Origin of the sequence: Leifsonia sp. PS1209, from assembly GCF_012317045.1 — a bacterium.
Classification (GTDB): domain Bacteria; phylum Actinomycetota; class Actinomycetes; order Actinomycetales; family Microbacteriaceae; genus Leifsonia.
On record NZ_CP051154.1, the window covers coordinates 628,558 to 642,495 of the forward strand.

General features: G+C 69.5%; 12 protein-coding genes. 5 read left to right on the top strand and 7 right to left on the bottom strand.

Features of this window, described 5'->3' with window-relative positions:
• Positions 1-20 precede the first annotated feature (20 nt).
• Together gabT and HF024_RS03155 are read left to right on the top strand one after the other, a co-directional pair.
• Entirely contained in the window at positions 21-1,376 is a 1,356-nt protein-coding gene (gene gabT, locus HF024_RS03150; protein WP_168688609.1) for a 4-aminobutyrate--2-oxoglutarate transaminase, read from the top strand.
• A complete protein-coding gene (locus tag HF024_RS03155; protein WP_168688610.1) occupies positions 1,373-2,866 on the top strand; it encodes an NAD-dependent succinate-semialdehyde dehydrogenase in 1,494 nt (497 codons plus the stop codon). Before gabT ends, HF024_RS03155 begins: the two co-directional genes overlap by 4 nt.
• Positions 2,867-2,951: 85 nt before the next feature.
• Here HF024_RS03155 and HF024_RS03160 read toward each other — a convergent pair whose 3' ends face one another.
• The 6 genes from HF024_RS03160 to HF024_RS03185 are packed head-to-tail and all read right to left on the bottom strand — an operon-like array spanning position 2,952 to position 10,299.
• On the bottom strand, positions 2,952-4,124 hold the full coding sequence (locus HF024_RS03160; protein WP_168688611.1) for a family 1 glycosylhydrolase: 1,173 nt from the start codon (positions 4,122-4,124) through the stop codon (positions 2,952-2,954).
• 12 nt (positions 4,125-4,136) lie between these two features.
• Positions 4,137-5,000 (bottom strand): alpha/beta hydrolase, encoded by an 864-nt coding sequence (locus tag HF024_RS03165; RefSeq protein ID WP_168688612.1) that lies wholly within the window; start codon positions 4,998-5,000, stop codon positions 4,137-4,139.
• Complete coding sequence (locus tag HF024_RS03170; protein ID WP_168688613.1) at positions 4,997-6,700, bottom strand: ABC transporter ATP-binding protein; 1,704 nt, start codon at positions 6,698-6,700, stop codon at positions 4,997-4,999. Before HF024_RS03170 ends, HF024_RS03165 begins: the two co-directional genes overlap by 4 nt.
• Positions 6,697-7,650, bottom strand: a complete 954-nt coding sequence (locus tag HF024_RS03175) for an ABC transporter permease (protein ID WP_168688614.1) — start codon at positions 7,648-7,650, stop codon at positions 6,697-6,699. The genes HF024_RS03170 and HF024_RS03175 overlap by 4 nt, the downstream gene beginning before the upstream one ends.
• Positions 7,647-8,627, bottom strand: a complete 981-nt coding sequence (locus HF024_RS03180; protein WP_085368683.1) for an ABC transporter permease — start codon at positions 8,625-8,627, stop codon at positions 7,647-7,649. Before HF024_RS03180 ends, HF024_RS03175 begins: the two co-directional genes overlap by 4 nt.
• Before the next feature lie 4 nt (positions 8,628-8,631).
• Positions 8,632-10,299, bottom strand: a complete 1,668-nt coding sequence (locus HF024_RS03185) for an ABC transporter substrate-binding protein (protein ID WP_168688615.1) — start codon at positions 10,297-10,299, stop codon at positions 8,632-8,634.
• Between the two features lie 295 nt (positions 10,300-10,594).
• Here HF024_RS03185 and HF024_RS03190 point away from each other — a divergent pair, with 295 nt between their 5' ends.
• Positions 10,595-11,026, top strand: a complete 432-nt coding sequence (locus HF024_RS03190) for a hypothetical protein (RefSeq protein WP_247597280.1) — start codon at positions 10,595-10,597, stop codon at positions 11,024-11,026.
• A 17-nt stretch (positions 11,027-11,043) separates the two neighbouring features.
• Here the strand turns inward: HF024_RS03190 and HF024_RS03195 are convergent, their stop codons facing one another.
• Positions 11,044-12,147: a LacI family DNA-binding transcriptional regulator gene (locus tag HF024_RS03195; RefSeq protein WP_168688617.1), complete on the bottom strand. Its 1,104-nt coding sequence runs from the start codon at positions 12,145-12,147 to the stop codon at positions 11,044-11,046.
• An 82-nt stretch (positions 12,148-12,229) separates the two neighbouring features.
• On the opposite strand from HF024_RS03195, the gene HF024_RS03200 reads away from it, so the two are divergent.
• Together HF024_RS03200 and HF024_RS03205 are read left to right on the top strand one after the other, a co-directional pair.
• Complete coding sequence (locus HF024_RS03200) at positions 12,230-12,937, top strand: PhzF family phenazine biosynthesis protein (RefSeq protein WP_085368679.1); 708 nt, start codon at positions 12,230-12,232, stop codon at positions 12,935-12,937.
• Complete coding sequence (locus tag HF024_RS03205; RefSeq protein ID WP_168688618.1) at positions 12,934-13,839, top strand: virginiamycin B lyase; 906 nt, start codon at positions 12,934-12,936, stop codon at positions 13,837-13,839. The genes HF024_RS03200 and HF024_RS03205 overlap by 4 nt, the downstream gene beginning before the upstream one ends.
• The last annotated feature ends 99 nt before the right edge of the window (positions 13,840-13,938 follow it).

Genomic DNA, 13,938 nt, shown 5'->3' on the forward strand with positions numbered 1-13,938 from the left:
CGCGTCCTTACGATTCCAGCATGAGCATCGTCGAGTCCCCTTCCGCCGTCCTCGGCGGGCCATCGCTCCCTCAGGAGCGCAGGCTCGTCACGTCCATCCCCGGTCCGGAGTCGCGCAAGCGCGCCGAGCGCAAAGCCCAGGCCGTCGCGGCAGGCGTCGGCACCACGCTGCCGGTGTACACGGTCGCCGCCGGCGGAGGTGTGCTCGTCGACGTCGACGGGAACTCGCTGATCGACTTCGGCTCGGGCATCGCCGTGACCGGCGTCGGCAACTCGGCGCCGCGCGTCGTGGAGGCCGTCACCGCGCAGGTCGCCCAGTTCACCCACACCTGCTTCACCATCACCCCGTACGACTCGTACGTCGAGGTGGCGGAGGCGCTCAACCGGCTGACGCCCGGCGACCACGCCAAGCGCAGCGCCCTGTTCAACTCCGGCGCCGAAGCCGTGGAGAACGCGGTCAAGATCGCCAGGCACCACACCGGCAAGCAGGCCGTCGTCGCGTTCGACCACGCGTATCACGGCCGCACCAACCTCACGATGGGGCTGACCGCCAAGAACCAGCCGTACAAGAACGGCTTCGGCCCGTTCGCGCCCGAGATCTACCGCGCTCCGCTCAGCTACCCGCTGCGCGACGGCGGCCTGACCGGGGCGGAGGCTGCGAAGCGTGCCATCACCATGATCGAGAAGCAGGTGGGCGCCTCCAACCTCGCCGCCATCATCATCGAGCCGATCCAGGGCGAGGGCGGCTTCATTGTGCCGGCGGACGGCTTCCTCCCCGCGCTCGCGGAGTGGGCTGCCGCGAACGGCGTGGTCTTCATCGCCGACGAGGTGCAGACCGGGTTCGCCCGCACGGGCACGATGTTCGCCTCCGAGCAGTTCGGCATCGTGCCCGACCTGATCGTCACCGCCAAGGGCATCGCGGGCGGCCTTCCGCTGTCCGCCGTGACCGGCCGCGCCGAGATCATGGACGCCCCGCACGTCGGCGGCCTCGGCGGAACGTACGGAGGCAACCCGCTCGCCTGCGTCGCGGCGCTCGCCGCGATCGAGACGTACGAGACGGACGACCTCGCCGCGCGCGCCCGCGAGATCGGCGCCATCCTGTTCGAGAAGCTCGGCGCGTTGCGCGATGCCGACCCGCGCGTCGCAGAGGTGCGCGGCCTCGGCGCGATGGTCGCCATCGAGCTGGTCGACGAGAACGGCGAACCGGATGCGGCACTCACCTCCGCCGTCGCGGCCGCCGTCCACGCCGTCGGCGTCGTGCTGCTCACCTGCGGAACCTACGGGAACGTCATCCGGTTCCTTCCGCCGCTGAGCATCCCGGACCACCTCCTCATCGAAGGACTCGACATCGTCGCGGAAGCATTGGAGAACGCATGAGCATCGCAGAGCAGACCACAGCATCCACCCTGTCCGAGCGGGAGAGCGACCTGCTCTCGCGCGTGCCGGACGGCCTGTACATCGACGGGCGCTGGGAGCAGGGGACGCGCGACCCCATCGAGGTCAGCGACCCGGCCACCGGACGCGTGATCAAGCGCATTGCGAACGCGACGCCGGAGGACGGCATCCGGGCGCTGGATGCGGCGGACGCGGCCGCGGAGGCGTGGGCGGCGACCCCGCCCCGCACCCGCGCAGAGATCCTGCGGAAGGCGTTCGACCTCCTGCAGGAGCGCCGTGACGACTTCGCCCTGCTGATGACACTCGAGATGGGCAAGCCGCTGGCGGAGGCCAACGGCGAGGTCACGTACGGCGGCGAGTTCCTGCGCTGGTTCAGCGAGGAGGCCGTGCGCATCGGCGGTCGCTACGGGCAGAACCCGGAGGGCACGGGCACGATGGTCGTCTCGCAGCGCCCGGTCGGGCCGTGCTTCCTGATCACGCCGTGGAACTTCCCGCTGGCGATGGCCACCCGCAAGATCGCGCCTGCGCTGGCCGCGGGATGCACGGTCGTGGTCAAGCCGGCGGAACTCACCCCGCTGACCACCCTGTTCTTCGCGCAGCTGCTCGAAGACGCCGGCGTGCCGGCCGGTGTCGTGAACGTCGTGCAGACGAGCACGTCGAGCACGGTGTCCGGTCCGATCATCGCCGACCCGCGCCTCCGGAAGCTGTCGTTCACCGGCTCGACCCCGGTCGGCCAGCGACTGATCGCGCAGGCGGCGCAGAACGTGCTGCGCACCTCGATGGAGCTGGGCGGCAACGCGCCGTTCGTCGTGTTCGACGACGCCGACGTCGACAAGGCCGTCGAGGGCGCGATGCTCGCGAAGTTCCGCAACATCGGCCAGGCCTGCACCGCGGCCAACCGGTTCATCGTGCACGAGTCCGTCGCCGACGAGTTCGCGCAGAAGGTCACCGCCAAGGTGAACGCCCTGCGGCTCGGCCGAGGCACGGAGGACGGCGTGACCATCGGGCCGCTCATCGACGCCAAGGCCGTCGCATCCATGCAGGAGCTGGTGAGGGATGCGGTCTCCCGCGGCGCCCGCGTGCTCACCGGAGGAAACGCGCCGGAGGGCGACGGGCACTTCTTCGAGCCGACGGTGATCACCGACGTGCAGCCGGGCAGCACCATCCTGAGCGAGGAGATCTTCGGGCCGGTGCTCGCGATCACCACGTTCGCCACCGAGGAGGAGGGCGTCGCCCGCGCCAACGAGACCGAGTACGGCCTGGTCGGCTACGTCTTCACCGAGGACCTGGCGCGCGGTCAGCGCATGATCGACGCCATCGCCACCGGCATGATGGGGCTCAACACGGGCCTCGTCTCCAACGCGGCGGCCCCCTTCGGCGGCATCAAGCAGTCCGGCCTCGGCCGTGAGGGCGGCGCGGAGGGCATCCACGAGTACCTCTCGACGAAGTACACCCTCATCCCGGCCAGCTAGACGCAAACGAGTCCGGACTCATGCACGGTCACGCTCGGCGTGTCGCGTGCATAAGTCCGGACTCGATTGTTGTGGAGGGGTGGGGTCAGAGGGCGTTGGCGCGGGCGACGGAGCCGAGCCAGGCCAGCGACGGCTTGGGGGTGCGGACGAAGGTCTCGCGGTCGACGGCGATCAGGCCGAAGGTCGGCCGGAAGCCGCTCGCCCACTCGTAGTTGTCGAGGGCACTCCAGTGCAGGTAGCCCTCCAGCTGGATGCCGTCCTCGATGGTGGCGTGCAGCTCCCGCAGCGCGGCGTCCGTGTACGCGATCCTGCGCTCGTCGTCGCTGGTCGCGATCCCGTTCTCGGTGATCATCACCGGGACGCCGCCGGACAGCTCCCACGCGCTCCGCACGCCCTCTGCGGCGGCGGGCGGGTAGAACTCCCAGCCGGTCAGCGTGGTCTCGACGTCGTCGGCCACCGGCAGCGGTCCGTTCGGGCCGATGAACGTGCGCGTGTACGCCTGCACTCCGACGAAGTCGTCGCCGGCCGACTGCTCCAGGTACCAGTCGTCGCGCGGGTAGCCGTACTCGCGCAGCATCTCCTCCGAGCCGGGTTCTCCGTTGGAGCGGAACGCCTGGGTCGCGATGGTCCAGCCCGACTTCAGCCCGGAAACCTGCGACAGCACCTCCCTGGAGCGTTTGTGGGACGCGAGCAGCGCATCCGCGACCCCGAGGTCCGGGTTCGGCAGGCCGTACGCGACCAGGTTGGCCGCGTCCTCTCCACCCGCGAGCATCGCCGCGATGTTCGGCTCGTTGATGGTGCAGACGTATTCGACGCCGTCGGAGACGATGGGGAGCGCGAGCTCGGTGTACCTCGCGAACAGGTCCGCCGCATCCGGTGCCCGCCAGAAGCCGTCGCGGTCGAACCAGCGCGGCACGGTGAAGTGCATGAGCGTCACCACCGGCTTCAGGCCGAACTCGTGGGCGGTGTCCACCATGCGGCGGTAGTGGTCGATCTCCGCGCGGGAGACGAAGCCGCGCTCAGGTTCGATGCGCGCCCACTCGACGCTGAACCGGTAGGTGTTCAGTCCGGCGTCCGCCAGCAGCTTCATGTCTTCGCGGTAGCGGTGGTAGCTGTCCATCGCGTCTCCCGACGGTTCCACGATGGTCGTGCCCGGTGTGTGCTCGAGCACCCACCAATTGCTGTTGATGTTGTTGCCTTCGATCTGGTGCGCAGCGGTCGCAGCGCCCCAGAGGAATCCGTCGGGGAAGGTGAGCACAGTTCTCCTGTTTCAGTGGATGGTCGAGAGGAAAGCGTCCAGCGCGGAGACGGTGGCCTCCGGCGCTTCGAGCTGGGGGGAGTGGTGGCCGCCGGGGATCACGGCGTAGCTCGCACCGAGCCGTTCCGCCATGTGCTGCTGCATCGGGATGGGCCACGCGTCGTCGAACTCGCCGTGGGCGACGAGGACGGGGACTCCGGATGCGCGCAGCGCGTCCGTCGTGTCGCGGTCCGCCCGCAGGATCTCGGCCCCGGCGAGCAGGTTCTCGCTCGACGTGCGCTCCGCACGCAGGCGGAGGAAGGCCTCGTCGGCGGTGAGGGCGGAGTCCGGCTGCCCGACGGTGTGCGGGTTGTCGCGGTTCCACATCCCGATCGAACCGGAGGCGGTGACGGTGTCCGTCGTCTCCTGGTGGCGGCCGGGCCAGCCGGTGGGGCCGGAGCAGAGCATGGTGTACGAGGCGAACGCCTCCGGTGCGGCGATGACCGCCTCGCGTCCGACGACGCCGCCGAGGCTGTGGCCGATCAGGTGGACGGGGCGGCCGTCGGCGATCAGGCGCGCCACCTCGACGGTGTCGGCGGCGAGGGCGTCGAGCCGGTAGCTGTCGATGCCGGAGGGGGCGGCGGAGTCCGCCTGGCCCCGCTGGCTGTACGCCCAGACGTCCCAGCCCTGCGCGGCGAGCAGCGGGAGGAAGGTGCGGAAGTCCTCTTTCGACCCCGTGAAGCCGGGGACGAAGAGCACCGTGCCCCGCGCATCCCGTGCCGGAGCGTGCAGCGCCGTGAGCGTGCCGACCGCGGCGGGGATGCCGACCACCTCGACGCCGTCCGGGATGGGCAGCGCACCGAACGCGGGGATCGGCGAGAACCGGGCGGCGGTCATGCGAGCGCCTCCCTGGCGCGGGCCGGGTTCGGGACGGCGTCGAGCAGCTCGACCGTGTACGGATCCGACGGGTGCCGCAGCACGTCCGCCGTCCTGCCCCGCTCGACGACGCGACCGGCGTTGAGCACCATGATGTCGTCGGTGACGAGCCGCGCGGAGAGCAGGTCGTGCGTGATGTAGAGCAGCGAGACGCCCCACCGCTCCCTGAGGTCTTCGAGCAGGGCGAGCACTCCGGCGCGCAGCGTCACGTCCAGCATGGAGACGGGCTCGTCGGCGATCAGCACCTGCGGGTCGCTGGCCAGAGCGCGCGCGATGACGACGCGCTGCCGCTGCCCGCCGGAGAGCTGGTGCGGCAACTTGGAGGCGAACTGCTCGACCGGCGTGAGGCCGACCGTCTCGAGCAGTTCGAGCACGCGGGCGCGGGCGGCAGAGCCGTGCAGACCGGTGAAGTTGACCACCGGACGCGTCAGGGCGTACTCGACGGTGTGCAGCGGGTTGAGGGCCGCATACGGATCCTGGAACACCATCTGCACGTTCTTGTGCAGGTCGCGCACGCCGCGGCGGCCGAGCTTCGCCACATCCGCGTCACCGAAGGTGACGGCGCCGGAGGTCGGCTTCTCGACGCCGGTGAGCAGCTTGGCGATGGTCGACTTGCCGGAGCCGGATGCGCCGACGAGCGCGAGCGACTGGCCGGGTTCGAGGGTGAACGAGACGTTGTCGACCGCGGTCACCTCGCTCTCGCCGCGGCGGGGAGCCGGGTAGACCTTGGAGACCCCGTCGACCACGATGGCCGCCTGCGCGGCACGGCCGTCGCGCTCGCGCACCGCGGTGGTCGCGCCTGCATCGGATGCGCCGGCACCGGTCGCGCCAGCACCCTCGCGCCTCGCGGGGAACCCTGGCAGCTCCACCACCTCGGCCCGCGGGTCGGCGTAGTGGCTCAGCAGCATCCGCGTGTACTCGTGCTGCGGTGCCTCGAGGATCTGTCTGCTCGACGCGTCCTCCACGATGCGCCCGTCGTGCATCACGAGCACGCGCTGCGTCGCTTCGAGCACGACGCCCAGGTCGTGGCTGATCAGGATGGCGGTGAAGCCCTCCGACTGCTGCAGTTCGGTGATCGTGTCCATGATCGCGTGCTGCACGAGCACGTCGAGCGCGGTGGTCGGCTCGTCGAACACCATCAGGCGGGGTTCGAGCGACAGGGCGAGCGCGATCGAGACGCGCTGGCGCATCCCGCCGGAGAGTTCGCCGGGGAAACGGGCGAGCACCTGCTCTGTCAGCCCGACCTTGCCCACGAGTTCGCGCATCCTGGCGTCCCACCGCTCCTTCGGCACGTGGCCGTGGGCGCGGAAGATGTCGGCGAAGTGCTTGCGGATCGTGCGGACCGGGTTGAGGGCGTTCATGCCGGACTGCAGCACCATCGCGAAACCGCCCTGGCGCTGGCGGCGCAGCTGCTCGGCGTCGAGCTCCCGGATGTCCTGCCCGCCGAATAGGATCTCGCCGCCGTTCGTGCGCGCCGGCGGCTTCTGCAGCCGGGTGAGCGCGAAGCCCAGCGTCGACTTGCCGGAGCCGGACTCGCCGACCAGGCCGATGAACTCGCCGGCACCGACGGTGAACGAGACGTGGTCGACAGCCTGCACGGGCGTCTGCCCGGCCGACTCGTAGATGACGGAGAGGTCGCGGACCTCGAGAAGCTCGCTCATCGTGCGCTCTTTTCTTTCGCGGGGCGGCCTTCGCGGAGGCGCGGGTTGCTGATGGCGTCGACGCCGAAGTTGATGAGCGTGAGGCTCATCGCGAGCAGCGCGATGCAGAGACCGGGGGCGAACAGCAGGATCCACTGGCCGGTGAGGAGGGCGTTGGAGTTCTGCGCCCAGTAGAGGATGGTGCCCCAGCTGACGATCGAGGAGTCTCCGAGTCCGAGGAACTCCAGACCGGCCTCCGCCAGGATCGCCGCCGTCGCCGCTCCGAAGAAGCTGCCGGTGATGAGCGAGGTCATGTTGGGCAGGATCTCGTTGAACACGATCCGGAACGGCCGGTCGCCGGAGAACCGGGCGGCGGTGACGAAGTCGCGCGACCGCAAGGATTGCGTCTGGCTGCGCAGCACTCGGGCGCCCCACGCCCATCCGGTGATCACGATCACCGTCACGATCATGAACAGGCCGCCGTTCTGCAGGTATGCGGCGATCACGATCATCAGCGGCAGGCCGGGGATCACGAGGAAGAGGTTGACGAAGAAGTTGACCACCTCGGCGCCGAAGCCCCGGATGTAGCCCCAGCTGAGTCCGATCAGCACGGCGACGACCGTGGAGAGGAAGCCGGCGATGAACCCGACGGCCACGCTCACCCGAGCGCCGTAGATGAGCTGGCTGAGCACGTCCTCTCCGGCGGCGGTGGTGCCGAACCAGTGCTCGGGGCTCGAGTCCGCGTTGCGGGGGAAGCCGTCCTGCGTCGCGCCGTACGGTGCGAGCAGCGGGGCGAAGATCGCGACGAGCACGAAGAACGCCAGGATGATGAGGCCGAGCCTGGACTTCCAGTTCGACCAGAGCGTCGACGCCGCCCGCCCGATGAATGCGAGCCTGTGCGGCGGCTTCGACCCTCCGGATGCGGAGGCCGCGTCCGTGGAAATGGACTTGAAACTCTGTGTCGTGGTCATCGGCGGGTCCTTGGGTCGAGTACGCCGTACAGAATGTCGACGAGGAAGTTGGCGACGAGAACGCTGACGGTGATGAGGAGGAACAGCGCCTGCATGAGCGGGTAGTCCTGCCCGATCACCGCGTTGAACAGCAGGAAGCCGATGCCCGGGTATCCGAACACCTGCTCCACCAGGATGGAGCCGCCGACCACGCCGCCGAGGGCCAGCCCGAACCCGGTGAGGTTCGGCAGGATCGCGTTGCGGGCCGCGTACTTCATGGCGACCGTGCGGCCCTTGAGACCGTTGGCCTCCGCGAACGTCACGTAGTCGTCGCCGAGGGTGTTGATCATGGCGTTGCGCATCCCGAGGATCCAGCCGCCGATCGACGTGATCAGGATGGTGATCGCGGGAAGCACGGCGTGGTACGCCACATCGACGATGAAGTCCCAGCTCCACGCCGGCGTCGCCGTCGGGCCGAACGCCCCGGAGGTGGGGAACCAGTGCAGCACGTAGCCGAGGAAGAACAGCAGGAGCAGCGCCGTCCAGAAGTACGGGAACGTGCTGGCGAACGTGCCGGTCAGGGTCGGCAGCGAATCGAGCCAGGTGTTGCGGCGCCAGGCGGCGAGCACGCCGAGCAGGGTGCCGAGCACGAAGGCCACGATGGTCACGATGCCGAGCAGCACGATCGTGTACGGGAACGCCTGGCCGACGAGCTCGGACACGCTCTGCGGATAGAACGTGTACGAGACGCCGAAGTCGAACGTGACCACCTGGTGCAGGTAGCTCACGTACTGGTCCCAGAGGTTGCCGCCCGGGACACCGAGCTGGGCTTCGATGGCCGCGCGGGTGGCGGCGGTGACAGGGCCGTTCTGCGAGAGCTTCGCGATGGCGGCGTCGGTGGGGGAGCCGGGCATGAGCCTCGGCAGGATGAAGTTCAGCGTGACCGCCGCCCACAGGGTGAGGACGAACAGGCCGAGCTTGCGGAGCGCGTACGCCATCGGCCTACTCACCGTCCTTCCGGAGCTTCAGATGGGTGAACACGAGCAGCGGGGTCTGGTCGTAGGTCTGCGGCGGAGCGTAGGGGTTCTTCGCATCCGGCCAGCCGGTGAACTTGGCGTCGTTGTACAGCCCCCAGAGGCCGCCGTAGTAGAGGCCGATCACGGGCAGCTGGTCGTAGACGACGCGCTGCAGTTCGTGGCTGAGCTGCAGGCGGGCGGTCTCGTCGGTGGTGACCTTGTACTCCTGGAGCAGCTGGTCGGTCGCCGGGTTGCTGTACCTGCCGAAGTTGCTGGCGGTCGCCTTCCCCATCGGGGTGGCGAACTCGCTGGAAAGCAGGCCGTTGAACGCCTGGAAGATGATGCCGCCTCCCATGCCGCCCATCGCCACCTGGAAGTCGCCGTTCTGGATGGCCGCCTGATATCCCGGCGGCTGCGGCTGCTTGATCGAGACGTCGATGCCGATGGCGCCGAGCTCTTTGCGGACCTCCTGCACGGCACGCAGCCAGTCGGAGTATCCGTTCGCGGTGGTGATGGAGAACGAGAACTGCTTGCCGTTCGCATCCACCAGCTTGTCGCCCTGCTTGGTGTATCCGGCCTTCGCGAACGCCTCCAGCGCCGCCTGGGTGTTCTGGGACATGATCCCCTGGTCCGGGATGCTCGGGTCGAGCTCCGCCTGCTGGTTGGGCAGCATGAGCCCGGTCTGTCCCGCCGCCTTCATGTAGCCCTCGGTGGCGGAGTCGGCGATCTTGTCCCTGTCGAGGGCGAGCGCGATGCCGCGGCGCACATCCAGGTTGTCGAACGGCTTCACCGTGAGGTTGGGCATCAGGCTGATGACACCGCCCGGCGGGAACCAGTACTTGTTGTTCTTGTTGGCGGAGACCCAGGTGCCCTGCACGTCGCTCATGAAGGCGTACGCCCAGTCGAAGCCCTTGGTGGCGATGTCGAGCTCGCTGGTGGCGGAGGGGAGCACGAGGTGCTTCACCTCGACCTTGTCCGCCTGCCAGTACGACTCGTTCTTGTCCATCGTGTACTGCTGCGAGGAGAAGTTGCCGAGCGTGTACGGGCCGGTGCCGACCGGGTTCGGGTCGCGCCAGGTGTCCGGGTTCTTGACGTCCTTCCAGATGTGCTGGGGCACGATGAGCGTCTGGGAGATGATGTCGGATGCCGGGGCGTCCGCCTCCTTGAGGTGCACGATCAGGTGATCGCCCTTCACCTCCAGGCTCTTGATGTGCTGCCACGCGCCCTTGAGGTCGAGCGTCGGGAACTTCTTGATGAGGTCGAGAGTGAACTTCACATCCTGGACGGTGAACGGTGTGCCGTCCGACCAGGTCGCACCGCTCCGGATGGTGTAGTCGATCGTCTGCGGGTCGGGGAGCTCGATCTTCGAGGCCAGCCAGGGCGTTCCTTTGCCGTCGAGCACGTTGATGACCACGAGGGGCTCGTAGATGTAGCTCGATGCCGCCCTCTTGTTGACGAGGTACGGGTTGAAGTTGCGCTCCATCATCGGAGTGCCTTTGTCTGCGGCCAGCAGCATGGTGTCCGCCGGGATCGACGGGTCCTGCTGGCTCTGGATCTTGATGCTGCAGCCCGAGAGGGCCAGCGCGGCCGCGGCCAGCGTCGCGAGCATCGCGAGTCCCCGGCGCCGGGCGCCGGTTTGTTTCGTGTGCGTCATTGCCACCATCCTTGTTGGTACGCGGACCACTGTAAGCGCATACATTAAGTTTTGCAAGATGCCCCCGAATGGGGGTCCGCACAATGGAGGACAGACCGCTATAGTCGGGGTACGTCATCGGCTTCCCGAAAAGCCGGTGGAGTCCTCTCGGCACCGTCGAGAGCGTTTACCCGCTTCGTCTGTTCGATGCGGTGCATGGGGGAACGTGCTAGGGAAGCGTCTCCGTGACCCATCAATCGGCGTGAATTCAATGGAAAGTACCCGAACTTCCATGTCCACAATCTCTGACACCCCTATGCCCGCACCCCTCCTGTCCGTGATCGACGACGTCGCCCCCGGCCGGTGGATCGCCATCTCGTCGCTCGACGCCTCCCGCGGCGCCGGGCTCGCGAGCGGCGTCTCGATCGAACGGCTGACGGCCGCACTGTTCCTCGTCCTCCCGATCAGCGCCGCGACGGCCACGCCGCTCGTCGGCTGGCTCGCCGACCCGAGCGACGACGCCAGCGTCGACGCGTTCTACACGGTGCAGGGCACCGCGCGCGACGCCGAACGGCGCTCGTTCGAGATGCTCAGCCTCGCCGCCCTGCCCGAGGACGTCTGGCACGCGGTGGATGCGGTCATCACGGTCGACGCGCAGGAAGACTTCGTCTTCTTCGTCTGCGTCGGCGGCCGCACCCCGCACACCGTCACCGACCTCCTCCTCGAAAGCGTCGTCCTCGCCGCCTGACCCGCTGTCACTGGGCGTCAGGCGGGCTCGGAGCTCTCGCGGAGGTAGACCTCGACGGGGAGACGGACGGAGCCCGCAGGGCGCGTGGGGTCGGCGAGCCGCCGCACCAGGAGCTGCACGGCCGCGCGGCCGAGCAGCTCCATCGGCTGCTTCACCGTGGTGAGGCGCGGCGTGGAGAGCCGGCCGGCGTCGATGCCGTCGAAACCGGTCACGATGAGGTCGGCCGGCACCTCCACGCCGCCGATGCGCGCAGCGTCGATGACGCCGAGCGCCATCTGGTCGTTGGCGCACACCACAGCGCGCGGCAGCGTGCCGGAGGCGAGCAGTTCGCGGCCGACCCTGCGGCCGCCGTCGCGGGTGAAGTCGCCGCGGAGCAGCGGGGCGTCCGGCGCAGGCATCCCGCGCTCAGCGAGGGCCGACCGGTAGCCGCCCCAGCGCTCCGCGTCGTCCGGCGAGTCGATGCTTCCCGCGACGTACACGAGATCGTGCACACCGAGATCGTCGACGAGATGGCCGACGAGGGCGCGCATCCCCTCGCTGTTGCTGACGGAGACGTGGTCGAACGTGTCGCCGCCGCGGGCCCCCGCCATCACGACGACCGGGATGCGCCTGGCCAGCTGCGCCAGCTCGTCCTCGCTCGCGCTCCCCGCCAGCACCACCAGCCCGTCGACCCGGCCGGCCATCTCCCTGACCGTCTCGGCCGACGTGGTGCCGCGGCCGACGCCGACGAGCAGCACGAAGCCGTTGCGCCACGCCTCCAGCTCGCTTCCGCGGAGCACTTCGTCGAAGTACAGGTTCAGCGGCCTGGTGTCCGCGACGCCGCCGACATCCCGGATGATCGTGGTGCGGCTGGCGTCGTCGTCCTCGCCGTCGATGGGCACGTCGGAGATGTCGTCCATCGCGTCGAGGCCGGGGAAGAACAGGCCGAGCACGCCGGTCTTGCGGGCGGCGAGTCCACGGGCGGCTCCGCTCGGGACGTAGCCGAGGGCATCCACGGAGGCCTGCACGCGTTCGCGCGTCTCCTGCTTCACGGTGTCCGGGCGGCTGAACACGCGCGACACCGTCGCGATGGACACACCGGCGTGCGTCGCAACATCGTAGACGGTCGGATTCCGGCCCATGTATGCGCTTCCTCACTGCTTCGAGCACCCCCACTATACGCAGGAGCATCCGCACGCGCCGCGTTCGTGGGAGGCTGGCTGCATGGACGAATCGATCGAGGTAGTGGTGGTGCGCGTCTTCACGGACGATCGTGGCGCGAACGGCAACGAGCTGGGCATCGTGCGCAGTTCGACGGCGACGGCCGGGCGGGAGCAGGCGATCGCCTCTGCGCTCGGTTTCAGCGAGACGGTGTTCCTGGATGCGCTGAGCGAGGACGGCGAACTCGGCCGCGTCGCGACCATCCGCATCTTCACCCCGGCCGCCGAGCTGCCGTTCGCCGGTCACCCGAGCGTGGGCACCGCCTGGTGGCTCTCCGAGCAGGGCACGCCGATCACGATGCTGCGCGAGCCCGCCGGGATCGTGGATGTGACGTACGGCTCGGAGGACGAGCCCACCTGGATCACGGCGGAGGCGGAGTGGGCGCCGACGTTCGAGTGGCTGCCGCTGGAGTCCCCGGCCGACGTGGATGCGCTCGACGCGTACGCGTTCACCGAGGGCAAGCACTACGCGTACGCCTGGATCGACGAGTCGGTCGCCCACCTGCGCTCGCGCATGTTCGCCCCGGCGATGGGCATCATCGAGGATGAGGCCACCGGCGCCGCCGCCATCGCACTGACGGCGCGGCTCGGCCGCGACCTGCACATCAGCCAGGGCGAGGGCTCCGAGCTGGTCACCGCCATCGAGGGCGACGACCGCATCGGCGTCGGCGGCCGCACGGTGTACGACCGCACGATCACCGCGACGCTGTGACGGCGGAGGTTTCGGCGGTGCGCGTGATCGAGCATCCGGTCGGCGAGCCGGGTGACGGCCCGTACGGCGTCGCCGTCACCCGCGACGGTGGCGTGTGGTTCACGCTCGTGCACGGCGGCAGGGTGGGGAGGCTGTCCCCGGACGGCACGGTCGCGTACCTGTCGCTCGGCGACGGGTCGCAGCCGTCGCTGCTGGCCGCCGCCACCGAGTCGACGGTGTGGGTGACCGACAGCACGGGCAACCGCCTGGTGCACCTCGGGGTGCGGGATGCGCGCGTCGAGCTGATCGGCGAGGTCGCCGTGCCGACTCCGGATGCTCAGCCGTTCGGCGTGGTCGCGCTCGACGACGGCACGGCCTGGTTCACCGAGCTTGGCGCCGACGCCCTCGGCCGCATCGACATCCTCGGCAGGGTGGAGGAGTTCCCGGTGGGGCGGGAAGGCTCGTTCGTGTCGATGATCGCGACGACGGGGGACAGCCTCTGGTTCACCCTCAACGCCGCCGGGCTGGTCGGCCACGTGCGCGGAGGGGATGCGGCGATCGCGTTCACCGAGCTGCCGGGCGACCCGTCCGGTCCCGTCGGGATCGCGGTCGCCTCGGACGGCGGCGTGTGGGTGGCGCTGATTCTCGGGGACGCACTGGCGCGCATCCACCGGGGAGAACTGAGCACGGTGCAGCTGGCGCAGGGCGCGAAGCCGCACGCGGTGGCAGCGGACAGCGACGGCGGCGTGTGGGCGACGCTCTGGGGAGCGAACCAGCTCGCGTACGTCACGGCGGCGGGCGAGCTGACGCTGCACGACCTGCCGACCGCGGACTCCGAGCCGCACGGCCTGGCCGTCGCAGCGGACGGCACCGTGTGGGTCGCGCTCGAATCCGGGGCGCTCGCCGACGTCGTGCCCTCCTAGCCGCACCGGCCGCAGACGGGAACGGCCCCGGACCGCCGTGGAGGCGATCCGGGGCCGTTCCGGTGGAGGCGCTGGAGGCGCTGGAGGCGCTGGATGCGC

What these genes read in the sequence shown, in the direction of transcription:
- gabT (WP_168688609.1), top strand. Translation starts at nt 21, where the DNA reads ATGAGCATCGTCGAGTCCCCTTCCGCCGTCCTCGGCGGGCCATCGCTC.
- HF024_RS03155 (WP_168688610.1), top strand. Translation starts at nt 1,373, where the DNA reads ATGAGCATCGCAGAGCAGACCACAGCATCCACCCTGTCCGAGCGGGAG.
- HF024_RS03165 (WP_168688612.1), bottom strand. Translation starts at nt 5,000, where the DNA reads ATGACCGCCGCCCGGTTCTCGCCGATCCCCGCGTTCGGTGCGCTGCCC.
- HF024_RS03170 (WP_168688613.1), bottom strand. Translation starts at nt 6,700, where the DNA reads ATGAGCGAGCTTCTCGAGGTCCGCGACCTCTCCGTCATCTACGAGTCG.
- HF024_RS03175 (WP_168688614.1), bottom strand. Translation starts at nt 7,650, where the DNA reads ATGACCACGACACAGAGTTTCAAGTCCATTTCCACGGACGCGGCCTCC.
- HF024_RS03180 (WP_085368683.1), bottom strand. Translation starts at nt 8,627, where the DNA reads ATGGCGTACGCGCTCCGCAAGCTCGGCCTGTTCGTCCTCACCCTGTGG.
- HF024_RS03185 (WP_168688615.1), bottom strand. Translation starts at nt 10,299, where the DNA reads ATGACGCACACGAAACAAACCGGCGCCCGGCGCCGGGGACTCGCGATG.
- HF024_RS03190 (WP_247597280.1), top strand. Translation starts at nt 10,595, where the DNA reads ATGCCCGCACCCCTCCTGTCCGTGATCGACGACGTCGCCCCCGGCCGG.
- HF024_RS03195 (WP_168688617.1), bottom strand. Translation starts at nt 12,147, where the DNA reads ATGGGCCGGAATCCGACCGTCTACGATGTTGCGACGCACGCCGGTGTG.
- HF024_RS03200 (WP_085368679.1), top strand. Translation starts at nt 12,230, where the DNA reads ATGGACGAATCGATCGAGGTAGTGGTGGTGCGCGTCTTCACGGACGAT.